We start from the raw sequence: 22109 nt of genomic DNA, 5'->3' as shown, positions 1-22109 counted from the left end.
GTTGAACCGAACCCGCGCCGGCGCCGAACCCGAACTGCGCACCGAGAGCGTACGCGCCTTCAAGTCGCCCACGCCCGCGCGCCGGGTGTGGCTGCGCTTCAAGCAGCAGCGCCTTGGCTACTGGAGCCTGATCGTTTTCGTGATCGCCTTCGCGGCGAGTCTTGCGGGCCCGCTCTGGTGCAACGACAAGCCGCTCGTGGTGCGCTACGACGGGCACCTCTATTTCCCGCTTTTCAAGTCGTATCCCGAGACGACCTTCGGCGGCGATTTCCCGACGTCCGCCGACTATCTCGACCCGTACATTCGCCACCGCTTCGACGCGCCCGGCAACTTCGCGATCTATCCGCCGAATCCGTACTACTACGACACGCTCAATTATTTTTCGAAGGTGCCGAATCCGGCGCCGCCGTCGCGCGATAACTGGCTCGGCACGGATGCGAGCGGGCGCGATCTGTTCGCGCGGCTGCTGTATGGCTTTCGCGTCTCGGTGGAGTTCGCACTGGTGCTGACCGCGATCGGCACGCTGCTCGGCGTGCTGGCGGGGGCGATCCAGGGTTACTTCGGCGGACGCGTCGACATCGTCGGACAGCGCCTGATCGAGATCTGGAGCGCGATGCCCGAGCTCTATCTGCTCATCATCTTCGCGTCGATCTTCGAGCCGGGCTTCATCCTGCTGATCGTGCTGCTCTCGCTGTTCGGCTGGATTGGGCTTTCCGACTACGTGCGCGCCGAGTTCCTGCGCAATCGCAATCAGGATTACGTGGTCGCCGCGCGCGCCATGGGGCTTTCGAACTGGCAGATCATCTGGCGCCACGTGTTGCCCAACAGCCTCACGCCCGTCATCACGTTTTTGCCGTTTCGCATGAGCGGTTCGATCCTCGCGCTCACGAGCCTCGACTTTCTCGGCCTGGGCGTGCCGCCGCCGACGCCTAGCCTCGGTGAATTGCTCGCGCAAGGCAAAGGCAATCTCGACGCGTGGTGGATCTCGATGTCGACGTTCGGCGTGCTCGTCGTGACCTTGCTGCTGCTCACGTTCATGGGCGACGCGCTGCGCAACGCGCTCGATACGCGCATCTCCGACGCGATGAAGGCCGGAGGCAATCAGTGAGCGCGCTGCCAGGGGATGTCGATGCGAAGAATGCAGGGCCCTTGCTCTCGATCGAGCATCTGAGCGTGCGCTTCGGCGAGACGCTCGCCGTGGACGACGTCGCGCTGTCCATCGAGCGCGGCGAGCGCGTGGCGCTCGTGGGCGAGTCGGGCTCGGGCAAGACCGTGACCGCGCTCGCGATCCTGCGGCTGTTGAGCGATGCACGCATCTCGGGTGCGATCCGTCTTGACGGCGAGGATCTGCTCGCGAAGAGTGAGCGCGCCATGCGCGGCTTGCGCGGCAGCGACATCGCGATGATCTTCCAGGAGCCGATGACGGCGCTCAATCCGCTCTACACGATTGGCGAGCAGATTGCGGAAACCATCGTGCTGCATGATGGCGTGACGAAGAAGGAAGCGTACGAACGCGCGGCGGGCCTGCTTGAGCGCACTGGCATTGCGGAGCCGCGCCGGCGTCTGTTCAGCTATCCGCATCAGCTTTCGGGCGGCCAGCGCCAGCGCGTGATGATCGCGATGGCGCTCGCGTGTCGCCCGCGCCTGTTGCTGGCGGACGAGCCTACGACGGCGCTCGATGTGACGATCCGCGGGCAGATCGTCGAACTCTTGCGCGAGCTGCAGCGCGAGGAGGCGGGCAAGTCCGGCGGGGGCATGTCGGTGCTGCTCATCACGCACGATCTGAATCTCGTGCGCCGCTTCGCGCAGCGCGTGGCGGTGATGGAGAAGGGCCGGCTCGTGGAGACCGGAAGCGTCGAGCAAATCTTCGAATCGCCTCAGCATCCCTACACACAGCGGCTCATCGCAAGCCGGCCCGAGCGCAACGTGCTGCCGGTGCTGCCGATCGCGCCGGTGCTGCTCGAAGCGAAAGACGTGAGCGTCGATTTCGCAACGAAGCTGCCTGGTTTTACGGGCTGGTGGCGGCACGGCCGCTTTCGTGCGGTCGACGACGCGAGCGTCTCGGTGCGCCAGGGCGAGACGCTTGGCATCGTCGGCGAGTCCGGGTCGGGAAAATCGACGCTCGCGATGGCGGTGTTGGGTCTGCAACGTACCGCGGCTGGCGCGATCGAGTTCCAGGGTCGTTCCATCGAGAGCTATCAGGGCCGCGACAAGCTCGGGCTGCGTTCGCACCTGCAGGTGGTCTTTCAGGATCCGTTCAGTTCGCTTTCACCCAGGCAAACCATCGAGCGCATCGTAGGGGAGGGGCTGGCGCTGCACCGGCCCGATCTTTCCGGCGACGAGCGCCGCAAGCGCATCGTGTCCGTGTTACGGGAAGTGGGCCTCGACCGCACGGTTTTGCAGCGCTACCCGCACGAGTTTTCCGGCGGCCAGCGCCAGCGCATTGCAATTGCGCGCACGCTCGTGCTCGAGCCGCGCGTGATCGTGCTCGACGAACCCACCAGCGCACTCGATGTCTCGATCCAGCAGCAGGTGTTGCGTTTGTTGACTGATTTGCAACGCAAATACAATCTGGGCTACGTATTCATCAGCCATGATCTCGAGGTCATCGGTGCGATGGCTCATCGGGTCGCGGTCATGCAAAACGGGGCGATTGTCGAGACCGGAGATGTAACAAGAATCTTCGACGAGCCTGCCCACCCTTACACGCGAAAGTTGCTGAAAGCCGCGTTTGATCGATGAACGATCGCGGAACTTAAGGGGGTTTTTTGGTGAAATTCACCAATGAGGCCTGCATCGTAATTGTTTTTTTCTATTTGTTTTGACACACAAATACTTACTGGCTACTATCGTCCAAACTTTTTCTTCTAACCCTCTGATTTACGGGCAATTTATTTCGACCCATGCAGCACCGATCCTTGACCCAGGCTTGCACGCGCGTCGTCGCCGGGATGTTTATCGGCGCACTGATGGCTGCAGCTAACGGCGCGTTCGCCGACGAAGCAAGCAGTTTTAATCAGAACGTCTCATTTTCGCCGAGCAATTCGACGAATCTCCAGTCGCTTTCCGCAGCTCAGCCCGCTGCTCAAGCCACGACCCAGACCACCGCTCCGGCTCAAGGCGGTGCGAAGGCATTTCTGTCCGGCATGGCCGGCAAGGCCGGCGACGTCGTAGTGGGCGCGTTGAACATGATCGGCGTGCGTTATCGCTGGGGTGGCAATACGCCGGATTCGGGTCTCGACTGCAGCGGTTTCGTGCGCTACGTGTTCCAGGACACGCTCGGCATGAACCTGCCGCGCCGCGCAGAGGAAATGAGCCGCGTGGGCGAGAAGGTGAGCATGAGCAACCTCAAGCCCGGTGACCTCGTGTTCTTCAACACGATGCGCCGCACGTTCTCGCACGTGGGCATCTATATCGGCGACAACAAGTTCGTGCACTCGCCGTCCACCGGCAGCACGATTCGCGTCGACGATCTGGACAACGGCTATTGGGAAAAGCGCTTCACGGGTGCGCGTCGCATCGAAGCGTCGTTTACGCCGGATCAGGAGCAAGGCCTCAAGCAGCGCGTGAGCGCGCAGTTCGACGGCAGCAGCGGCAACTAATCGCCCAATCAGTTGCAATACGGGTGCAAAAAAAGCCTGCTTCATCGAAGCAGGCTTTTTTGTTTTCGATCGCCGCTTACGCCGTCGCCGTGCGTGCGGCAGCCAGCCGGCGTTCGATCTCGGGGAAGATCTTGGCGGCGGCTTCCTCGCCGGCGAGGATCGCGGCATTGCGCTGGGTGAAATCACTGCTCGACATGGCGTTGAGGTTCGGGCGGATCACGATGTCGGCGTACTTCTCGAGCTCGTAGTTCTTGATCGACTGGCCCATGATCGTGAAGGTCTGCATCAGCACGTCGAACTGGCTTTGCGTGGGCGCCGTTTCCGGGCGCGACGAAATATCCACGGCAATCACGAAGTCCGCGCCCATCTTGCGCGCGAACGACGCCGGCACCGGGCTCACGAGGCCGCCGTCCACGTACTCGTGACCCGCGATGCGGACCGGCTCGAAAATCGACGGAATACTGCACGAGGCTCGCACGGCAATGCCTGTATTGCCGCGCTGGAACAGGATCGCCTGACCGGTGCGCAGATCGGTTGAGACCACGCCTAGCGGCTTGGCCATTTTTTCGATCGGGCGATCGCGCAGCGTCGTGTTCAGGAAATTCTGCAGCGCCACGCCTTGCAGAACACCGCGGTTGCGAAACGGCATGGCCCAGTCGCTGATCGACGCTTCATCCATCGTCAGTGCCAGCTTGTTGAGCGCGAAGCCATTCATGCCCGACGCGTAGAGCGCGGCCACCACCGAGCCCGCGCTCGTGCCCGTGATCAGATCGACCTGGATGTTGCGCGCCTCGAGTCCCTTGATCACGCCGATATGCGCGAATCCGCGCGCAGCGCCGCCGCCGAGCGCAAGGCCCACACGGATCGGGCGCTGCGTTTTGGCGGACGGGGGGGGAGCGGCGGTGACGCTTTTGTTGTCGGTCGGTTGCGTGCCCGCGGTGGTGCAGGCGGCGAGGACGGTGGAGGCAGCCGCGAGCGAGAAATGGCGGCGGCTCAATGAAAGCGGCGACGGGTGACGGTCCGGTTGCGGGCCCTGTTGTGTGCCCTGTTGTGGGTCCGTTTGCTGGGCGGGATTCAGATTCGGCTTCGAACTGGGTTTCAAGCAGATTCTCCAGGCGGCGCGCGCGAAGGCTATTTTCGTGCGGTGCGCGTCGCGTCTATTCTTGCGGCCCGCGATTGCGACCACGCGGGGCCACGCAGGCGAGGGCGCCAGCGCGCCGACATGATAAGGCAAAGCCATGCGCGCTTACGTTGCGTGCGTGTAACGCGATGTGTTTGCGATGTGCCGGCGAATTTCGATGCGATGTATCGACAGCGGCCGGGCATTCTGCGCCTCGCGGATGGGCCCGGAGCTTCCCCCATGCGCGGTCGAACCGGCGCGTGGCGGGTATAATCCCGTCTCTAATTTTCCCGGTTTTCCGTTCGCGTCTTGCACTTGCCGTGTCGCGCTGCGTCGTGCGGCTTCCAAGCCCGCATCGCCATGGCTACGCCCGCGCGAACCTTTGCCGCCCACCGGCCTGTATTTCGCCTGCTGCGCCGCTCGTATCGAGCACGCCGCGGCGCCTGACGGTCGCCGGGCGGCACCGTCCTCGAGTATTCGCACATGACCACGACCCCCGTCCGTACCCGCTTCGCGCCGAGCCCGACCGGCTTCATCCACCTCGGCAACATTCGCTCCGCGCTCTATCCGTGGGCGTTCGCGCGCCACAACAAGGGCGTTTTCGTACTGCGGATCGAGGACACCGATCTCGAGCGCTCGAGCACCGAAGCGGTCGACGCGATCCTCGAAGGCATGCAATGGCTCGGCCTCGATTTCGATGAAGGCCCGTTCTACCAGATGCAGCGCATGGACCGTTACCGCGAAGTACTCAAGCAGATGCAGGATCAGGGCCTCGTGTACCCGTGCTACATGTCGACCGAAGAACTCGACGCGTTACGCGAGCGCCAGCGCGAGGCGGGCGAAAAGCCGCGCTACGACGGCACGTGGCGCCCGGAGCCCGGCAAGGTCCTGCCGACGCCGCCCGAAGGCGTGCAGCCGGTGCTGCGTTTTCGCAACCCGCTCACGGGCGTGGTCGCATGGGACGACGCGGTGAAAGGGCGCGTGGAGATCTCCAACGAAGAACTCGACGACCTCGTGATCGCGCGCCCGGACGGCACGCCGACCTATAACTTCTGCGTCGTCGTGGACGACATCGACATGAAGATCACGCACGTGATTCGCGGCGACGATCACGTGAACAACACGCCGCGCCAGATCAACATCCTGCGCGCGCTGGGCGCCGAGCCGCCTGTCTATGGGCACCTGCCGACGGTGCTCAACGAACAGGGCGAAAAGATGAGCAAGCGTCACGGCGCGATGAGCGTGATGGGTTATCGCGACGCCGGCTACCTGCCGGAAGCGGTGCTGAACTACCTCGCGCGCCTCGGCTGGTCGCACGGCGATGCGGAAGTGTTCTCACGCGAGCAGTTCGTCGAATGGTTCGATCTCGACCATCTGGGCAAGTCGCCGGCGCAGTACGACCACAACAAGCTCAATTGGCTCAACAACCACTACCTGAAGGAAGTCGACAACGCGCGCCTCGCCGAGCTCTCGAAGCCCTTCTTTGCGGCGCTGGGCGTGGACGGTGCGGCACTCGCGAAGGGGCCGGCGCTCGCCGGCGTGGTGGCGCTCTTCAAGGATCGCGCGACGACCATCAAGGAAATCGCCGAGAGCGCCATGATGTTCTATCGCGAGCCGCAGCCCGAACAAGATGCGCTGGCGCAGCACGTGACCAACGCGGTGCGTCCGGCTCTCGCCGACCTCGCGAGCGCGCTCAAGAGTGCGGAGTGGACCAAGGAAGCCATCTCGGCCGCCTTCAAGACGACGCTGGGCGCACACAAGCTGAAGATGCCGCAACTCGCGATGCCGGTGCGCCTGTTCGTGGCTGGCACGACGCACACGCCGGCAATCGACGCGGTGCTCGCGCTGTTCGGCCGTGACGTGGTCGTGAGCCGCATCGAGCACGGTCTTGCGAAGGGCGCCTGAAAGGCGCGTGCGTAAAAATAATTGAAGAATTTTCGCTCTGGCACTAGCGCCGGAGCGGGAGTTCTTGTAGTATTCGGGCTCCGTTGAATACGGAGCGCGAAACAGCGGTAAGTTTCACGCAAAGAGTGGTCGAATCGAGCAACGATGTTTCGTAGAAACCTCGAAGCGATGAAAAAAAGATTCGAAACACTCTTGACGAAAGCGAAATTGATGTTTAAAATCTCGCTTCTGTTCTGCAAGGGGGTATAGCTCAGCTGGGAGAGCGCTTGCATGGCATGCAAGAGGTCAGCGGTTCGATCCCGCTTACCTCCACCATCAGAACAGCGTAGTAAAGTGTAGCAAGGCATTATCTGAAAAGATTATGTCCCCTTCGTCTAGAGGCCTAGGACATCACCCTTTCACGGTGAGTACAGGGGTTCGAATCCCCTAGGGGACGCCAAATGAGCGTCATCGAGCAAATCGTCGCGATATCGATGAGGCAGCAGGTGGGAATCAACCGACGCCCATCTGTCTATGTCGAACTGGAGCGGTAGTTCAGTCGGTTAGAATACCGGCCTGTCACGCCGGGGGTCGCGGGTTCGAGTCCCGTCCGCTCCGCCAGATAGAAGCCCGTTCAGAAATATTGAGCGGGCTTTTAGTTGAAGTGTTATAGGCGCAAGCCTGTGTTGTCCCCTTCGTCTAGAGGCCTAGGACATCACCCTTTCACGGTGAGTACAGGGGTTCGAATCCCTAGGGACGCCAAATAAATGCGGCGCCACAGCGTAGTACAGCAAGCAGCAGGGCGACGCCGCCAGCGGGTTCTAACCGACCGCCGGTGCAGCAAAGCAGGACTGGAGCGGTAGTTCAGTCGGTTAGAATACCGGCCTGTCACGCCGGGGGTCGCGGGTTCGAGTCCCGTCCGCTCCGCCAGATTCGATCTGCCCAGTGTCTCGGGTGGAATGTAGTTCAAGGCGCAAGCCTGTGTTGTCCCCTTCGTCTAGAGGCCTAGGACATCACCCTTTCACGGTGAGTACAGGGGTTCGAATCCCTAGGGGACGCCAAATAAAATGCGGCGCCACAGCGTAGTACAGCAAGCAGCAGGGCGACGCCGCCAGCGGGTTCTAACCGACCGCCGGTGCAGCAAAGCAGGACTGGAGCGGTAGTTCAGTCGGTTAGAATACCGGCCTGTCACGCCGGGGGTCGCGGGTTCGAGTCCCGTCCGCTCCGCCAGAATCAAAGCCCGCTGGATTTCCAGCGGGCTTTTTCTATTTCTCTCTCCTATCTCCATGCCGCATCCACGCGGATACGGACAAACGGCCATTGCCTGAGCCGGCGCGTTATCGTAGCGTTGTCGGAACTTCGAATTGTCGCGTTTTGCCGCGTTGCTTGCCATGTTCGCACCGAACGACATTCCGTCGCGCTTCCAGTTGCGTCACGCCACCATGGACGACTTCGAATTCGCCGAGTCGCTGACGCGCAGGAACATGGGGGGCTATTACGTGCGCCATCATCTGATTTGGCGCGGCGACCTCTTTCTGGCCAGCTACCGCGAATCGGAAAATTTCATCCTCGAACTCGATCGCGAGGCCATTGGCGTGCTGCGCGTGACGCAGGAGGCCGACTCGCTGCATATACGTGACGTGCAGATCGCCGAGGGTTATCGCGGCAACGGTGCGGGGACCTTCCTGCTCGACATGTCGCATCGCTGGGCGCGCGAGCGCGGCCTGCGCGAGTTGCAGTTGCGCGTGTTCGTCGACAATCCCGCGGCGCGGCTTTATCTGCGCATGGGCTACCGGGTGGCGGGGCCACGGCTCGCGCGCCTCGGCTCGATCCGTCACATGACGCGGCCGGTCTGACGAATTTCCGGAGATCTCAGCGCGAAGCAGCGTTGTGGCGCTCGCCCCGCCGTGCATGCTCAAACGTCGTGCCGTGCCGTCAGCGGTCCCAGAGGCGCTGCCAGGGCCGGCGTGTCGATCGCCATGTCGTCTTCGTGCGGGCCCAATTCCCGCTCGCCTGTCCCGCGCGCAATGAACGCACGCGGGCTCTCGCCGAACGCGCGCCGGAACATCGCCGAAAACGCACTCTGGCTCTGGTAGCCGAGCTCATGGGCCACGACGGCCATCGGCTTGCCCTGGTTCAGGAGCGGAATCGCACGCGCGAGGATCGCCTGCTGGCGCCACTGCGAAAAACTCACGCCAAGCTCCTGCCGGAAGAGCCGCGCGATCGTGCGTGTGCTCGCGCCCACGTGCGCCGCCCAGTATTCGAGCGAACCCGGTCCGGCAGGATCGGCGAGCAGCGCCTCGCACAGCGAGTGCAGGCGCTTTTCCTCGGGCATCGGCACCGAGAGCGGCAGCGGCGCCGAGCGCGTGATTTCGTCGAGCGCCACGGCGCCCAGCAGGCGCTCGCGCGCGGGGTCGATGCCGCGCTCGTCGAACGCGGCGATCGCCTCGCGCAGCAGGCCGGACACCTCCACCACGCGGCAAGCGTCGAGCCCGGGCGGAATGACCGAGGCATCGACATAGAGCGTGCGCAGGAACGCATCCTCGACGATCGCCACTTCATGCATGACGAATGGCGGAGCCCAGATTGCCCGTGAAGGCGGGACCATCCACGTCGTGCCGGGCGTCGCCATGCGCAGCACGCCGCGCGACGCGTAGGCGAGCTGCGCCCACGCGTGCGTATGCCGCGCGATGCGCACGCCGGCGGCCATGGGCCGCGAGCGCACGCGGATCGGGTGCTCGGGCGTCGGCTCGAATTCGGGCGGGATGTCGGCGAGCTCGGCGGGCGGCAAGGCGGCGGGCGAGGAAAAGGGCATGGTGGATCTGCGCGTTTCTGTGCGCATTATTGTAGGCGCGCGTGTGCATGGCTGTCCGATGGTGCCCATCGGCATGGGCGCAGGCGCATAATGCTGCCGATTTGCTGCACGAGTCATCGGCAACAGGCAGCTAGCCGGCAGCCAGCCGGCAACCGGGAGCAAGGAGCACAAGCAATGAAGTACGTATTCATCTACGGCACGCTGCGCGCGGGCGAGATCAACGACATCCATCTCTCGGCGTCACGCAATGCGCTCCGGCAGCCGCGCCTCGTGGGCAGTACGGCGGTCGCGGGTTACCTGTTCGACTTTGGGGCGTACCCGGGGATGGTGGCCGATGCGCAGGCCACGCCGGTGATCGGCGAGGTCTACGAAATCGACGAAGCGCTGGTGGCCGTGCTCGACGAGATCGAGCAGGTGTATCCGGGCGTCGACGGGCTCTTCGTCTCGCAGAAGGTGAGCGTGGAAGTGGCGGGCGAGCGGCTCGAGTGCCTGTTCTATCCGGTGGCGCGTCATGCGGTGGAAGGGCGGCCGCGGATTCATGACGGCGACTGGATCGCGCACCGTCTCGCGCGTTGATCGGTGCGCGGCACGGCGTAGAAGCACTGGATAGAAGTACAAAGGCCCGGCGGATTTGCATCCGCCGGGCCTTTTGTATCGATCAGTCGTCAGGTGATTCGAACGATCAGATCTCCTCGTACAGCGGCAGCGTCAGGAAGTCGACGAAGTTCTCCGAGGTCGACATCTGTTCGAAGATCTGCGAAGCGCGCACGTACGGCTGGGTGTCGCCGCCGACCGAGGCCTTCACCTTGTCGAGTTCTTGCGGGATCAATTCACGCACGAGCTCGGCCGTGACCTTGCGGCCGTCTTCGAGCTTGCCCTTCGGCGAGCGGATCCACTGCCAGACTTGCGCACGGGAGATTTCCGCGGTTGCCGCGTCTTCCATCAGGTTGTGGATCGGCACGCAGCCATTGCCTGCGAGCCATGCGCCCAGGTAGTGGATGCCGACGTTGATGTTGTTGCGCAGGCCGGCTTCGGTGATCGGCGCTTCCGGACGGAAGTCGAGCACGTCCTTGGCCGTCACATTGACGTCGGGGCGCTGCTTGCTGATCTGGTTCGGCTTGTCGCCGAGCACCTTCACGAACTCTTCCATCGCGATGGGCACGAGGCCCGGGTGCGCAACCCAGCCGCCGTCGTAACCGTCGCCGGCATCGCGCGCCTTGTCCGAACGCACGCCGCCCATGGCCTTGTCGTTCGCCGCCGGATCGTTCTTGATCGGGATCAGCGCGCTCATGCCGCCGATGGCCGGCGCATTGCGGCGGTGGCACGTCTTGAGCAGTTCGAGCGCGTAGGCGCGCATGAACGGCGACGTCATCGTGATCTGCGAACGGTCGGCGAGGCAGAAGTCCTTGTCGTTCTTGAACTTCTTGATAGCCGAGAAGATGTAGTCCCAGCGGCCGGCGTTCAGGCCCGAGCTGTGCTCGCGCAGTTCATAGAGGATTTCGTCCATCTCGAACGTGGCGAGGATGGTCTCGATCAGAACCGTGGCGCGGATCGTGCCGCGCGGGATGCCGACGGCTTCCTGCGCCACGACGAAGATGTCGTTCCACAGGCGCGCTTCGAGATGGCTCTCCATCTTCGGCAGGTAGAAGTACGGACCGCTGCCGCGTGCAACCAGCTCCTTCGCGTTGTGGAACAGGTAGAGCGCGAGATCGAAGACGCCGCCCGAGACGCGCTGGCCGTCGACCGTCACGTGCTTCTCGTCAAGGTGCCAGCCGCGCGGACGCACGATCAGCGTGGCGGTCTTTTCGTTGAGCTTGTAGGTCTTGCCGTTCTGTTCCAGCGAGATCGTGCGGCGCACGGCGTCCTTGAGGTTGATCTGGCCGGTGATCTGGTTGTCCCAGCTCGGCGCGTTCGAATCCTCGAAGTCGGACATGTAGGAGTCCGCACCGGAGTTCAGCGCATTGATGATCATCTTGCGCTCGACCGGACCCGTGATTTCGACGCGGCGGCATTCGAGGTCCTTCGGCAGCGGCGCGATCTTCCAGTCGCCTTCGCGGATCGACTTCGTTTCAGCCAGGAAGTCGGGACGCTCGCCGGCGTCGAGGCGCTTGGTGCGCTCGACGCGCGCCTTGAGGAGTTCCTGACGACGCGGCTCGAATGCGCGGTGCAGCTTCGCGACGAGTTCGAGTGCTTCGGGCGTGAGGATCGTTTCGAAGCCGGGCTTGATTTCAGCCGAGATCTGCATGCCTTGCGGCAGGTTCAACGTGTTCGCCATGATTGCTTGCTCCTTGGTCGGTCAGACTTTGAATGCGGTGGTTGTTGTAATTACCGTGCCGGTCAGGACGATTTCGTCACGCGCCCGGGCTGGGGCGCGGGGCGGCTTCGCTCGGCAGGCACAGCGGTTTCGAGAAAGGCGGCGAGTTCTGCCATGCCGCCGCCGGTGCCGTGCGGCGGCACGCCGAGCTCTTCGGCGGGCAGTCGCTGGCGGTTGATCCAGAATGTGGTATAGCCGAACCAGGCGGCGCCGGCGGCATCCCAGCCGTTCGACGAGACGAACACCATGTCGCGCGGCGCGGCGTCGAACGCGCTGGCGCCGAGCGCGTAGGCGGCCGCGGCTGGTTTATAGGCGCGCACGGCGTCGACTGAGAGCACGTGGTCGAACAGGCCGTTCATGCCGGCGCTTTTCACCGCGATGTCGAGCATCTGCGGATTGCCGTTCGAGAGGATGGCGAGGCCCATGCGCGTGCCGTCAGCGGCCGGCGCACGCAGGCGGCGCAGCACGGGCAGCACGTCGGGAAAGGCCGAGAGGCAGGCGTATTCGTCCATCAGCCGCTTTTCGCCCGCGCCGGAAAGCGACAGGTTCAGGCGGCGCGCCGCGTAGCGCAGCGCGTCGAGCGTGATATCCCAGAAGGGGCGGTAGCGCGCGCCAGCGGGGTCCGAGAGCGTGCGCAACTGCGTGTATTCGATCTGCTTCAGGCGCCAGAGCTGCGAGAGCGCGTCGCCGTGACCGGGGAACATCTGCTCGGCCGCGGCAACGACCGAGTGCACGTCGAAGAGCGTGCCGTATGCGTCGAAGATCACAGCCTTGGGGAATCGTGGTGTCGTTGTGGCCGACATAGCCTTGCACTCCATCATCAGAGGTCGGGGGGAATTGTATTCATGATCATGGGTGCTGAAAAAGACGGGATTGATCACTTGATCTTTTACTTTTACCCACCTAATCTGACGCTCTAGAGGTTTTTTTCTATCAAAGGTGTTGCGTAATCCTGTTTTCCTCCTGTTCCGATGGATCGCTTCAAACAAATCGAAACTTTCGCCAACGTCGCGGCGAAGGGCAGTCTTTCCGCGGCGGCGCAGGTCGAAGGCGTCGCGCCCGCCATCATCGGCCGGCGCATCGACGCGCTCGAAGAGCGGCTCGGCGTGAAGCTGTTTGTGCGCACCACGCGCCGCATTACGCTGACGTTCGAGGGCTCCGCGTTCCTCGAAGACTGCCAGCGCATCATTCATGACATGCAGAACGCGGAGGCCAGCGTCTCCGCGGGCGGCGTGAAGGCGAGCGGGCACCTGCGCGTGTCCGCGCCGGCGGGTTTCGGCAGGCGGCACGTCGCGCCGCTCGTGCCCGATTTCACGTCCGCGCACCCTGACGTGACGACCACGCTCGACCTCTCGGACCGGCTCGTCGACCTCGTCAACGAAGGCTTCGACTGCGCGGTGCGGCTGGGCGAGCTGCCCGATTCGTCGCTCGTTTCGCTCAAGCTCGGCGAAAACCGGCGCGTCTGCGTGGCGTCGCCCGCATACCTGTCGCGGCGCGGCGCGCCCGAGACGCTGGCCGACCTCGCGCGTCACAATTGTCTCGCGCTCGGCGCGAGCAGCGCGAACCAGCAGCGCGGCTGGACCTTTCAGCAGGACGACAAAGTGGTGTCGATTCGCGTTTCCGGCACGATGGAATGCTCGGACGGCGCGGTGCTGCACGAATGGTGCCTCGAAGGCTATGGCCTCGCGTGGCGCTCGTGGTGGGAAGTCGGTGAGGATATTGCAGCGGGCCGGCTCGCGAGCGTGCTCGACGCTTATGCCGCGCCGCCCATCGGCATTCACGCCGTGTTTCCGCAGCGCCGGCACTTGCCGTTGCGCGTGCGCCTCTTTCTCGACTTTCTCAAGCATACCTACGGCCAGCCGGGTTACTGGGGCCAGGACTGAGTCCTGGCGGTTCGTGCTTCCGCCTCTGCGTCACGGCCAGTGCATCCGCGTTTCCGATATGGGGGGATGCCCGCATGCGCGCCGTGCACCGCTTATTCGCGCACTACAATCGATCTGAGGGCGTAGCGGGGCGCCGTGCGAGGCCATGGCGCGGTTCGCGAGGCCACCCGGATGCAGAGAGCACGGGAACACGGAGGGCGCCATGTTCAAGCACATCCTCGTTCCAACCGACGGCACCGATCTGTCGAAGAAGGCGATTGACGGCGCGATCGATCTCGCGCGAACGGTGGGCGCCCGCGTCACGGCCTACGCGTGCCTGCCGCAATATCCGTACTCGCCTTACGCCGATGTCGTGATGGAGCTGCCCGGCGACTTTCAGACCCGCAGCGAGCGCGAGGCGCGCATCCACCTGCAGGAGGTGGAGGACGCGGCGCACAGCGTGGGCGTCACCTGCGACTCCTGCACCAGCGTGCATCCTTCCCCGTACCTCGGCATCATCGAAGCCGCCGAAAACTGCGGCTGCGACGTCATATTCATGGCTTCGCACGGGCGGCGCGGTCTGGGCAGCCTGTTGATCGGCAGCGAGACGCAGCGCGTGCTCACGCATACGAAGATTCCGGTGATCGTCTATCGATAGTGCATAGCCGCAGTCGGCGCATGGACATGCACGGCGCGATGTCCATGCGCCTTCCGTGGCTTGCCTCACTACACTCTGGCGCGCGTGCGGCGGTGGCGGCGTCCGGCAGGCCCCGCCAAGGACTTGCGAACCGGCTGCCGCGCCGTGCGTCCGGCGCCAGAAAAAGCGGGGGGCGTGCCCCCTGCGGGTGGTCTTACGCCACCTTCTGGTCGAAGAACTGCTCGTCTTCGGTCGAGCCGTGCAGCGCCGTGGTCGATGCGTCTCGTTCGACCGTTTGCGTCACGGCGTCGAAATAGCCCGTCCCCACTTCGCGCTGGTGCTTCACGGCGGTGAAGCCCTTTTCTGCCGCGGCGAACTCGGCCTGCTGGAGCTCGACGAACGCGCTCATGTTCTGGCGCGCATAGCCGTGTGCGAGGTTGAACATCGAGTAGTTCAGCGAGTGGAAGCCTGCCAGCGTGATGAACTGGAACTTGTAGCCCATTGCGCCGAGCTCGCGCTGGAACTTCGCGATCGTCGCGTCGTCGAGGTTTTTCTTCCAGTTGAACGACGGCGAGCAGTTGTAGGCGAGCAGTTTGCCCGGGAATTCCTTGTGGATCGCCTCCGCGAACTTCTTCGCGAACTCGAGATCCGGCTTGCCCGTTTCGCACCAGATCATGTCGGCGTAGGCCGCGTAGGCGAGACCGCGCGAGATCGACTGCTCGAGGCCGTTGCGCGTGCGGAAGAAGCCTTCCACCGTGCGCTCGCCCGTGAGGAACGGCTTGTCGTTGTCGTCGATGTCGGAGGTGACGAGGTCGGCGGCTTCGGCGTCCGTGCGCGCGAGCAGCACGGTCGGCACGCCGCAGACGTCGGCGGCCAGACGCGCGGCCGTCAGCTTGGCGACGGCTTCGCGCGTCGGCACGAGCACCTTGCCGCCCATGTGACCGCACTTCTTCACGGAAGCGAGCTGGTCTTCGAAGTGCACGCCCGCGGCGCCCGCTTCGATCATCGCCTTCATCAGTTCGAACGCATTGAGCACGCCGCCGAAGCCGGCTTCAGCGTCGGCCACGATGGGCTGGAAGTAGTCGACATAGCCTTCGTCGCCTGGATTCTTGCCTTCGGACCATTGGATCTGGTCGGCGCGCGTGAGCGTGTTGTTGATGCGCTTGACCACCTGCGGCACCGAATTGGCCGGATAGAGCGACTGGTCCGGGTACATTTCGCCGGCGAGGTTGGCGTCGCCGGCGACTTGCCAGCCCGACAGGTAAATGGCCTTGAGACCGGCCTTCACCTGCTGCATGGCCTGGTTGCCCGTGAGCGCGCCGAGCGAGTTGATGAACGGCTCGGTGGTCACGCCTTTCCAGAGCTTTTCAGCGCCGATCTTCGCGAGCGTGTGCTCGGGCTGGATCGAACCGCGCAGGCGTACCACGTCGTCAGCCGTGTAGTTGCGCTTGATGCCCTTCCAGCGCGGGTCCGTTTCCCATTGCTGTTGAAGTTGCTGTGCTTGCTGTTGACGGGGCGACATGATGGGCTCCTTCGTTTACCTGGAGATAAACCGGTGATCGGAACTGCTGAACCGCTGAGATTCGCAAAGGGGATTTCGGTTCGCGAACTCTTATATAAGAGTCTAGGCAAATCGATCGCCCCGCAACAGACAAGGGGTGGGTTTTTTTGGTAAATTTTAAATCAATAAATTCAATAAGTTATGTATTTTATTTCGCGATAAGAAACGCAATTTTCCATCTTGCAATGGATCTATTTGTGCCCCGCAACACGATTTTTTACGAAGCAAAAAAATTTTTTGTATTGTGAAATTTTGGGCGCGGACAAAAAAAGACCGGTGACGAGCACCGGTCCTTTTCAACATCAGTTGGCGGGCGGACGTTGCCGTCCGCCGCCGCGCGCTGATTTAGCTGTCGCGACGTGCGCCACGCGGGCCGTCGTTGCGGCGCGCGCCGTAGCCTTCACGCGAACGGCCGTAGCCGTCGCCGCGCGGCTGGCCGTAGCCGCCGCGGGCATTGCCTTCGCCGCGCGAGGCGCCATAGCCGCCTTCGCGTTGACCATAGCCGCCACGCGAGCCTTCCGGACGGTTGCCCCAGCTATTACCGTTGCGCTCGCCGCCGGACGAACGTTCGCCAAAGCTGCGCTCGCCCTGCGGACGATCGCCGTAGCTGCGCTCGCCGCCACGGTTGCCGTAGCCGCCCGGCTTGCCACTGCCGTTGCCGAAGCGACGGCCACCGCCATTGCCGCCGCCCGGACGGCCACGGCCGCCAAAGCCGCGGTTCGAGGGCGGCGCCTTGCGCGGCTCGAAGCCTTCGATCACGTTGACCGGCAGCGGTGCGCGCACGAAGCGCTCGATGCGCTTGAGCGCGCCTTGCTCGGCGTGATGCACCAGGCTCACGGCGATGCCCGAACGGCCCGCGCGGCCCGTGCGGCCGATGCGGTGCACGTAGTCTTCGGCGAACTTCGGCAGGTCGTAGTTGAACACGTGCGTGATGCCGGGGATGTCGATGCCGCGCGCCGCGACGTCGGTGGCGACGAGCACGCGCACGCGACGCTCGCGCAGCGCACGGATCGTGCGGTTGCGCGCGCCTTGCGGCAGATCGCCGTGCAGGGCAGCGGTTTCGAAGCCGGCGTCGGCGAGCTTGCCAGCGAGCTGGTCCGCATCCATCTTGGTCGCCGTGAACACGACGGCCTGGTCGAGGCTCTCGTCGCGCAGCAGGTGGTCGAGCAGACGGTCCTTGTGATCGCGGTCGTCCACGTAGTGCACGGTTTGCGCGATGTTCGAGTTCGCTTCGACCTTGCGCACGATCTCGATGCGCTCGGGGTCCTTGAGCAGGCGGCCCGTGATCGAGGCGATCTTGCCGTCGAGCGTGGCCGAGAACAGCATCGTCTGACGCGACTCGGGCGTGGCGGCCACGATCGTGTCGATGTCGTCGATGAAGCCCATGTCGAGCATGCGGTCGGCTTCGTCGAGCACGAGCATCTTCAGCTCGGACAGGTCGATGCGGCCGCGCTCGAGGTGGTCGAGCAGGCGGCCCGGGGTCGCCACGAGAATCTCGGGGTTCTTCGCGAGCAGCATGAGCTGCTGGCCGTAGGCCACGCCGCCCAGAATGCTGACGGTGCGCAGGCGGCGCAGATGCTGGCCGTAGGTCGACGCAGCCGTGGTCACCTGCATGGCGAGTTCACGCGTGGGCGTGAGCACGAGCAGGCCGGGGCGCGCGACCGGTTGCGGACGGCGCTGGCGGCGGTCGCCCTGGCCTTGCTGGCCGGGTTGACCTTGCGGACGCGGCTCGCGCGGTTGGGCGGCCTGGGCTTTTTGCAGCTGCGCGAAGCGTTCGATCGCGGGCAGCATGAAGGCAGCGGTCTTGCCCGAGCCGGTCGGGCTGGAAACCAGCAGGTCGCGGCCCGCGATGGCGGCAGGAATGGCGCGTTCCTGCACGGGCGTCGGGGCCTTGTAGCCCGCCGCGGTCAGCGCGGAGACGATCTCCGGCGACAGACCGAGCGATGCGAACGTCGGGCCTGCGGGCGTGTCGTCGGCCTGCACGGCGGCTTCAGGAGCAGCGGTGGCGGCGTTGAGACCGAGGGCGTCGTTGGCAATCGCGTCGAGGGGGCTTTGGGTATTGCTCGAAGTCATGAAAATCCTTGGTACACAGGAAATAGAACGTCGGCGCCAATCGGCATACCCAAGTCGTCTGAATTTGCGAGCAAATCGAAAAACGGGGGCAATCCGCACCACACAAGGGCGAAGGCGGATTTTCGTTAGAAGCTGTTTTGGGTGCGGCTTAGCCGGGATTGGCCAACCGCCAGCCTGATACTTGACGGCCCGGAAACTGGGCCATGGCAGGGGGGGACAGGTTCTAAACTGGATTGGAGCTTAACGCTACGTGGCGTATTGCTGATCGCAAGGGCGACCGGAGCGCAACGCAGCGTGTATTGTATCTTGTTTTGTTGCAGTGCGCCAGCAATCGTTTCGTCTGGTTTGAGGCGAGGCCGCTCGCCGGCGCTTCCGGTTGCTTCTAGTTCGCGGCGCCGCTCTTGAGCGATTCGACGACCTCGACGTACTGCGCTTTCGCGGCATCTTGCGCGGTGCCTTGCAGTGCGGCCCACGCCTCGTACTTGTACTTGCCGACGATATCGGTGAATCCTGGCTTGTCGCCGTGCACGTCGCCTTCGGTGGCCTGCTTGAAGAGCGCGTACAGGCGCAGCAGCGTCAGGTTTCCCGGGCGCTCCGGCAGCTTTTGCACGTCTTGCTGGGCCTGCTCGAATTGGGCATTCACATCGCTCATTGTTTTTTCCTCCACTGGATGATCGGAACAGCCCGGCGATGGTAGCAGCGCCGCCTGGTAACGGGCTGGAACCGTTCCTCCATTCTATGGAGGCTGAGCGTCGCCGCATGGGCCATGCCTGGCCGGCGACTGCACGAAGGCGGCGCATTACAATAGCGCTCATGACTGAAACCGTGCTGCTTGCTCTCGATACCTCGACCGAATATTGCTCGGTCGCATTGCTCCGCGCCGCCGCGCCCGTCAGCGGCGCATCCGGATCCGCCAACGAGGCGCCGCCCGAGCCGCGCGTCTGGATGCGCCATGAAGCCACCGGCGCCGTCTCCAGCACGCGCCTCTTGCCGGCGATCGGCGAGTTGCTGGCCGAAGCGGGGCTCGCGCTGGCCGACTGCGATGCGATCGCGTTCGGTGCGGGCCCAGGCTCCTTTACCGGCCTGCGCACCGCCACGGGCGTCGCCCAGGGCCTGGCCTTCGGCGTCGACATTCCCGTGGTGCCGGTGAGCACGCTGCTCATCTGTGCCGAGAGCGCACGCATGCGCGATCCGGCGGCGACACGCGTGCTCGCGGCGCTGGACGCGCGCATGGACGAAGCGTACTGGGCCGATTACGCGTGGGATGCGGCCGCGAACGATTGGCGCACGCTGCGCCCGGCGTCGCTCGATGCACCCGAGGCCATCGCGGCGCCCGACGAACCGTTCACGCTCGCCGGCAACGCGGCGGCGGCGTTCGGCGCGCGCCTCGTCGCCTCGACGACCGCGCGCACCATCGACGCCGAAGCCCTGCCGCACGCGCTGCCGCTCGCACACGCGGCGCTGCGCGCGTTCCGCGCGGGCCGCACGCTGCGCGCCGACGAGGCCGCGCCCGAATACGTGCGCAACAAGGTCGCGCAGACCACGGCCGAACGCATGGCGGCAAAAGCTGCGCAGGGCGGGGTACACAACAGCGGCGAGGGGGGGCGATGAGCGGCGTGCTGATGACGGACCGCTACCTCTCGCAGATGACCGAGAGCGATCTCGACGAGGTCGTGGTCATCGAAAAATCCGCGTACGAATTCCCGTGGTCGCGCGGCAACTTCGAAGATTCGCTGCGCAACGGCTACTTTGGCGTGTGCATGCGCCATGTGACGGGCACCTTGATCGGCTATTGCGTGCTGATGCCGGTCGTCGACGAGATGCATCTGCTGAACCTGTGCGTCGCGCCGCAGGCGCAGGGCTTGGGCGCGGGCCTTGCGCTGCTGCGCGAAAGCGTGCGTCTCGCGCGTGCGCAGCAGCTCGAAGGGCTGTTGCTGGAAGTGCGGCCGTCGAATCATCGCGCGATCCGGCTCTACGAGCAGTTTGGCTTCGTCACCATCGGGCGTCGCAAGAACTATTATCCGGCTCGCCATCACACCCGTGAAGACGCGATCGTGATGCGCTTCACCTTTGCAATGGAGGGCGCCGATGCCGCTCGATGAGATCGCGCTGGAGGAGCTCGGCCTCGCGCCGCGCTGGGTGCGCCGGGACATGACTACGGCGGCACCGTCATCCTCTGAATCGATGACGGCTGCGAGCGCCAGCCTGGCCGGACAAGCCGCGCCGAACGCAGAGCCGCGAACAGTGCCGCGAACAGCGCCGACGCCGCAACCGGTTGCGCAACGCGTCGCAGCGCAAGCGCCGCAACAGCACGCCGTTGTGCAAGCGCAGGTCTCGCCGCTGCCGCTGACCGACCCCGACCGTGGCCGCGCAGCCGCCGTGCCCATTCAGGCGGGCCAGGCCGCGCAGGAAGAACCGCTGCCGCTGACCGAAGACGATTTCGCCTGGTTCGATGCGATGCCCGAGCCGTCGTTGCCGCATGATCTGGAGCCTGCTCCGGCTCCGCGCGATGACGTCGCGACGCTCGACTGGGATGCGCTCGCCGAACGCGTGGCCTCCTGCACGCGTTGCCGTCTGTGCGAGAAGCGCACCAACACCGTGTTCGGCGTGGGCGATCGCGCTGCGGAGTGGATGCTGATCGGCGAGGCGCCGGGCGAAAACGAAGACCGCCTCGGCGAGCCGTTCGTCGGCCAGGCAGGCAAGCTGCTCGACAACATGCTGAAGGCGTTGTCACTCGCGCGCGGCGAAAACGTCTATATTGCGAACGTCATCAAATGCCGCCCGCCCGGCAACCGCAATCCCGAGCCCGACGAGGTCGCGCGCTGCGAGCCGTATCTGCAACGCCAGGTGGCGCTCGTGAAGCCGAAGATCATCGTCGCCCTTGGGCGCTTCGCCGCGCAAAGCCTGCTGAGGACCGACGGCAGTATCGCCTCGCTGCGCGGGCGCGTGCACCAGTACGAGGGCGTGCCCGTGATCGTGTCGTATCACCCCGCCTATCTGCTGCGCAGCCTGAACGACAAATCGAAGGCGTGGACCGACCTGTGCCTTGCCCGCGACACCTGGCGCGCGGCGGGTGGCGGCAAGCGATGACGATGATGCGGCCCGCGGATGCCTCGTCGGGCGAGCTGGCTGCCGCGGGTTTCAGCAAGCTGCTGCTCGATTCGCTCTATCGGGATCTCACTGACCCAGTCGTGCGCGATCTCGCGTGGCTGCTATTCAGTGCCGATTTGTTGCGTGCGCAACCACATGCGCCGCTTGCCGAGCTATGGGCGAGCGATGAGGAGGCGAATGCCGCCGCAGCGTGGCTTAGGCAACTCGATCGCGATCCTGCCCGCTTGCATGCCTCGCTCGACGCGACGCGCCTCACGCGGCTGGGCCGCTACGCCGAAACGCTGCTCGGCTGGTTTCTCGCACATGGACCGGCGCCCCGGCTCGTCGCGGCCAACGTCGCACTGCGGCGCGCGGGCCTCACGCTGGGCGAATGCGACTTCCTCGTTCAAACGCGCAACGGCCAGCGGCTCCATTGGGAACTGGCGGTTAAGTGGTACATGCACCTCGGCATGGCGGAGAACGGTGCGCCGGGACTTGCCGATTTCGTCGGGCCGAACCTGCGCGATCGTTTCGATTTGAAGCTCGCGCATCTGCGCGATCACCAACTGCGCCTGAGTGCGCGCGAAGAGTTCGCCTGGCTCGGTTATCCAGGGCCGTGGCTCGCGCAGATGTTCTGGAAGGGCTGGCTTTTCTATCGCGCGGGCAAGGGGGCGGGCACGCCGCCGGGCGACCCGCCCGAACTCGCAGAGCAGCATGGGCGCGGCTGGTGGGTCACGCGGGCGGACTGGGCCGATTTCGCGGATCGTGAAGGCGCCGATGGCTGGAGTGTGCTGCCGCGGCTCGCCTGGCTTGCACCACGGCGGATCGGGCCGGACGGTGGGCAATGCTTGTCGATACCCCACGACGAGCGTGACCGGCACGAGGGCTGCGGCGCCAGGCACCATCGCGATGTGGAGGGCGATGCGTCCGCGGCCCGCAGAACCGTGGCCGCGCCGGTGCCGGCTGCACCATTGTTCGCAGGCCTCACGCAGGCTCATGAGCCCGTGATGGTCGCCGCATTTGTGGCCGATGGCGCGGGCAGCTACGTTGAGCGCTCGCGAGGTTTCATCGTTCCCGACGACTGGCCGGCGCGCGCCCAGGCCTTTGCGCGCCCATGACGTCAGCTACGACGTTACGAATGACGAGCGCGC

Annotated in this window: 19 protein-coding genes and 7 tRNA genes; 19 read left to right on the top strand and 7 right to left on the bottom strand. The window is 64.6% G+C overall.

Annotated elements, in window-relative coordinates:
- Position 1 precedes the first annotated feature (1 nt).
- From PWP93_RS06755 to PWP93_RS06745, 3 genes are all read left to right on the top strand, one after another.
- On the top strand, positions 2 to 1108 hold the full coding sequence (locus PWP93_RS06755; protein WP_035531944.1) for an ABC transporter permease: 1107 nt from the start codon (positions 2 to 4) through the stop codon (positions 1106 to 1108).
- The gene (locus PWP93_RS06750; RefSeq protein WP_421043899.1) at positions 1105 to 2742 is read left to right on the top strand and encodes an ABC transporter ATP-binding protein; all 1638 of its coding nucleotides are present in this window, start codon (positions 1105 to 1107) and stop codon (positions 2740 to 2742) included. Before PWP93_RS06755 ends, PWP93_RS06750 begins: the two co-directional genes overlap by 4 nt.
- 161 nt (positions 2743 to 2903) lie before the next feature.
- Positions 2904 to 3602 carry a C40 family peptidase gene (locus tag PWP93_RS06745; RefSeq protein ID WP_421043898.1) on the top strand — a complete coding sequence of 233 codons (699 nt, stop codon included), beginning with the start codon at positions 2904 to 2906 and terminating at the stop codon, positions 3600 to 3602.
- A 76-nt stretch (positions 3603 to 3678) separates the two neighbouring features.
- Here the strand turns inward: PWP93_RS06745 and PWP93_RS06740 are convergent, their stop codons facing one another.
- On the bottom strand, positions 3679 to 4599 hold the full coding sequence (locus PWP93_RS06740) for a patatin-like phospholipase family protein (protein ID WP_421045025.1): 921 nt from the start codon (positions 4597 to 4599) through the stop codon (positions 3679 to 3681).
- A gap of 606 nt (positions 4600 to 5205) precedes the next feature.
- Here PWP93_RS06740 and gltX point away from each other — a divergent pair.
- The 9 genes from gltX (at position 5206) to PWP93_RS06695 (ending at position 8462) form a co-directional block, all read left to right on the top strand.
- Entirely contained in the window at positions 5206 to 6627 is a 1422-nt protein-coding gene (gene gltX / locus PWP93_RS06735; RefSeq protein ID WP_421043897.1) for a glutamate--tRNA ligase, read from the top strand.
- 239 nt (positions 6628 to 6866) lie between these two features.
- Positions 6867 to 6942, top strand: a tRNA-Ala gene (locus PWP93_RS06730).
- A gap of 48 nt (positions 6943 to 6990) precedes the next feature.
- Positions 6991 to 7066: transfer RNA gene (locus tag PWP93_RS06725), tRNA-Glu, on the top strand.
- A gap of 84 nt (positions 7067 to 7150) precedes the next feature.
- Positions 7151 to 7227 (top strand) — tRNA-Asp (locus PWP93_RS06720).
- Positions 7228 to 7294: 67 nt separating this feature from the next.
- Positions 7295 to 7368, top strand: a tRNA-Glu gene (locus PWP93_RS06715).
- 91 nt (positions 7369 to 7459) lie between these two features.
- Positions 7460 to 7536: transfer RNA gene (locus tag PWP93_RS06710), tRNA-Asp, on the top strand.
- Between the two features lie 56 nt (positions 7537 to 7592).
- Positions 7593 to 7667 (top strand) — tRNA-Glu (locus tag PWP93_RS06705).
- A 92-nt stretch (positions 7668 to 7759) separates the two neighbouring features.
- Positions 7760 to 7836: transfer RNA gene (locus PWP93_RS06700), tRNA-Asp, on the top strand.
- 161 nt (positions 7837 to 7997) lie between these two features.
- The gene (locus PWP93_RS06695) at positions 7998 to 8462 is read left to right on the top strand and encodes a GNAT family N-acetyltransferase (RefSeq protein WP_421043896.1); all 465 of its coding nucleotides are present in this window, start codon (positions 7998 to 8000) and stop codon (positions 8460 to 8462) included.
- Between the two features lie 59 nt (positions 8463 to 8521).
- On the opposite strand, the gene PWP93_RS06690 is transcribed toward PWP93_RS06695, so the two are convergent.
- On the bottom strand, positions 8522 to 9421 hold the full coding sequence (locus PWP93_RS06690) for an AraC family transcriptional regulator (protein WP_421043895.1): 900 nt from the start codon (positions 9419 to 9421) through the stop codon (positions 8522 to 8524).
- 174 nt (positions 9422 to 9595) lie between these two features.
- On the opposite strand from PWP93_RS06690, the gene PWP93_RS06685 reads away from it, so the two are divergent.
- The gene (locus PWP93_RS06685) at positions 9596 to 9997 is read left to right on the top strand and encodes a gamma-glutamylcyclotransferase family protein (RefSeq protein ID WP_421043894.1); all 402 of its coding nucleotides are present in this window, start codon (positions 9596 to 9598) and stop codon (positions 9995 to 9997) included.
- 106 nt (positions 9998 to 10103) lie between these two features.
- On the opposite strand, the gene aceB is transcribed toward PWP93_RS06685, so the two are convergent.
- Together aceB and PWP93_RS06675 are read right to left on the bottom strand one after the other, a co-directional pair.
- Entirely contained in the window at positions 10104 to 11696 is a 1593-nt protein-coding gene (gene aceB, locus PWP93_RS06680) for a malate synthase A (RefSeq protein ID WP_421043893.1), read from the bottom strand.
- 62 nt (positions 11697 to 11758) lie between these two features.
- Positions 11759 to 12538: a haloacid dehalogenase type II gene (locus PWP93_RS06675; protein ID WP_421023819.1), complete on the bottom strand. Its 780-nt coding sequence runs from the start codon at positions 12536 to 12538 to the stop codon at positions 11759 to 11761.
- A 168-nt stretch (positions 12539 to 12706) separates the two neighbouring features.
- Here PWP93_RS06675 and PWP93_RS06670 point away from each other — a divergent pair, with 168 nt between their 5' ends.
- Complete coding sequence (locus PWP93_RS06670) at positions 12707 to 13618, top strand: LysR family transcriptional regulator (RefSeq protein ID WP_421043892.1); 912 nt, start codon at positions 12707 to 12709, stop codon at positions 13616 to 13618.
- A 202-nt stretch (positions 13619 to 13820) separates the two neighbouring features.
- A complete protein-coding gene (locus tag PWP93_RS06665; RefSeq protein WP_421023820.1) occupies positions 13821 to 14255 on the top strand; it encodes a universal stress protein in 435 nt (144 codons plus the stop codon).
- Positions 14256 to 14448: 193 nt separating this feature from the next.
- Here the strand turns inward: PWP93_RS06665 and aceA are convergent, their stop codons facing one another.
- The 3 genes from aceA to PWP93_RS06650 form a co-directional block, all read right to left on the bottom strand.
- Positions 14449 to 15756, bottom strand: a complete 1308-nt coding sequence (gene aceA / locus PWP93_RS06660) for an isocitrate lyase (RefSeq protein ID WP_421043891.1) — start codon at positions 15754 to 15756, stop codon at positions 14449 to 14451.
- 384 nt (positions 15757 to 16140) lie between these two features.
- Positions 16141 to 17868, bottom strand: a complete 1728-nt coding sequence (locus PWP93_RS06655) for a DEAD/DEAH box helicase (protein WP_421043890.1) — start codon at positions 17866 to 17868, stop codon at positions 16141 to 16143.
- Positions 17869 to 18250: 382 nt separating this feature from the next.
- Positions 18251 to 18520: an acyl-CoA-binding protein gene (locus tag PWP93_RS06650; RefSeq protein ID WP_413189194.1), complete on the bottom strand. Its 270-nt coding sequence runs from the start codon at positions 18518 to 18520 to the stop codon at positions 18251 to 18253.
- Positions 18521 to 18681: 161 nt separating this feature from the next.
- Here PWP93_RS06650 and tsaB point away from each other — a divergent pair, with 161 nt between their 5' ends.
- The 4 genes from tsaB to PWP93_RS06630 are packed head-to-tail and all read left to right on the top strand — an operon-like array spanning position 18682 to position 22076.
- Positions 18682 to 19479: a tRNA (adenosine(37)-N6)-threonylcarbamoyltransferase complex dimerization subunit type 1 TsaB gene (gene tsaB / locus PWP93_RS06645; protein ID WP_421043889.1), complete on the top strand. Its 798-nt coding sequence runs from the start codon at positions 18682 to 18684 to the stop codon at positions 19477 to 19479.
- Positions 19476 to 19970, top strand: coding sequence for a ribosomal protein S18-alanine N-acetyltransferase (gene rimI, locus PWP93_RS06640; protein WP_421023825.1), 495 nt, complete (start codon positions 19476 to 19478; stop codon positions 19968 to 19970). The genes tsaB and rimI overlap by 4 nt, the downstream gene beginning before the upstream one ends.
- Positions 19957 to 20958 carry a uracil-DNA glycosylase family protein gene (locus tag PWP93_RS06635; protein WP_421043888.1) on the top strand — a complete coding sequence of 334 codons (1002 nt, stop codon included), beginning with the start codon at positions 19957 to 19959 and terminating at the stop codon, positions 20956 to 20958. The genes rimI and PWP93_RS06635 overlap by 14 nt, the downstream gene beginning before the upstream one ends.
- Positions 20959 to 20963: 5 nt before the next feature.
- A complete protein-coding gene (locus PWP93_RS06630) occupies positions 20964 to 22076 on the top strand; it encodes a DUF1853 family protein (protein ID WP_421045024.1) in 1113 nt (370 codons plus the stop codon).
- Positions 22077 to 22109: the final 33 nt, after the last annotated feature.

It is taken from the genome of Paraburkholderia sp. A1RI-2L (assembly GCF_048957375.1).
Classification (GTDB): Bacteria; Pseudomonadota; Gammaproteobacteria; order Burkholderiales; family Burkholderiaceae; genus Paraburkholderia.
This window is presented reverse-complemented; position numbering and strand designations above follow the sequence as displayed.

Bases quoted from the DNA above. Each gene is read 5' to 3' on its own strand.
- PWP93_RS06745 (WP_421043898.1), top strand. From the start codon at position 2,904: ATGCAGCACCGATCCTTGACCCAGGCTTGCACGCGCGTCGTCGCCGGG.
- gltX (WP_421043897.1), top strand. From the start codon at position 5,206: ATGACCACGACCCCCGTCCGTACCCGCTTCGCGCCGAGCCCGACCGGC.
- PWP93_RS06695 (WP_421043896.1), top strand. From the start codon at position 7,998: ATGTTCGCACCGAACGACATTCCGTCGCGCTTCCAGTTGCGTCACGCC.
- PWP93_RS06690 (WP_421043895.1), bottom strand. From the start codon at position 9,421: ATGCCCTTTTCCTCGCCCGCCGCCTTGCCGCCCGCCGAGCTCGCCGAC.
- PWP93_RS06685 (WP_421043894.1), top strand. From the start codon at position 9,596: ATGAAGTACGTATTCATCTACGGCACGCTGCGCGCGGGCGAGATCAAC.
- aceB (WP_421043893.1), bottom strand. From the start codon at position 11,696: ATGGCGAACACGTTGAACCTGCCGCAAGGCATGCAGATCTCGGCTGAA.
- PWP93_RS06675 (WP_421023819.1), bottom strand. From the start codon at position 12,538: ATGTCGGCCACAACGACACCACGATTCCCCAAGGCTGTGATCTTCGAC.
- PWP93_RS06670 (WP_421043892.1), top strand. From the start codon at position 12,707: ATGGATCGCTTCAAACAAATCGAAACTTTCGCCAACGTCGCGGCGAAG.
- PWP93_RS06665 (WP_421023820.1), top strand. From the start codon at position 13,821: ATGTTCAAGCACATCCTCGTTCCAACCGACGGCACCGATCTGTCGAAG.
- aceA (WP_421043891.1), bottom strand. From the start codon at position 15,756: ATGTCGCCCCGTCAACAGCAAGCACAGCAACTTCAACAGCAATGGGAA.
- PWP93_RS06655 (WP_421043890.1), bottom strand. From the start codon at position 17,868: ATGACTTCGAGCAATACCCAAAGCCCCCTCGACGCGATTGCCAACGAC.
- PWP93_RS06650 (WP_413189194.1), bottom strand. From the start codon at position 18,520: ATGAGCGATGTGAATGCCCAATTCGAGCAGGCCCAGCAAGACGTGCAA.
- tsaB (WP_421043889.1), top strand. From the start codon at position 18,682: ATGACTGAAACCGTGCTGCTTGCTCTCGATACCTCGACCGAATATTGC.
- rimI (WP_421023825.1), top strand. From the start codon at position 19,476: ATGAGCGGCGTGCTGATGACGGACCGCTACCTCTCGCAGATGACCGAG.
- PWP93_RS06635 (WP_421043888.1), top strand. From the start codon at position 19,957: ATGCCGCTCGATGAGATCGCGCTGGAGGAGCTCGGCCTCGCGCCGCGC.
- PWP93_RS06630 (WP_421045024.1), top strand. From the start codon at position 20,964: ATGCGGCCCGCGGATGCCTCGTCGGGCGAGCTGGCTGCCGCGGGTTTC.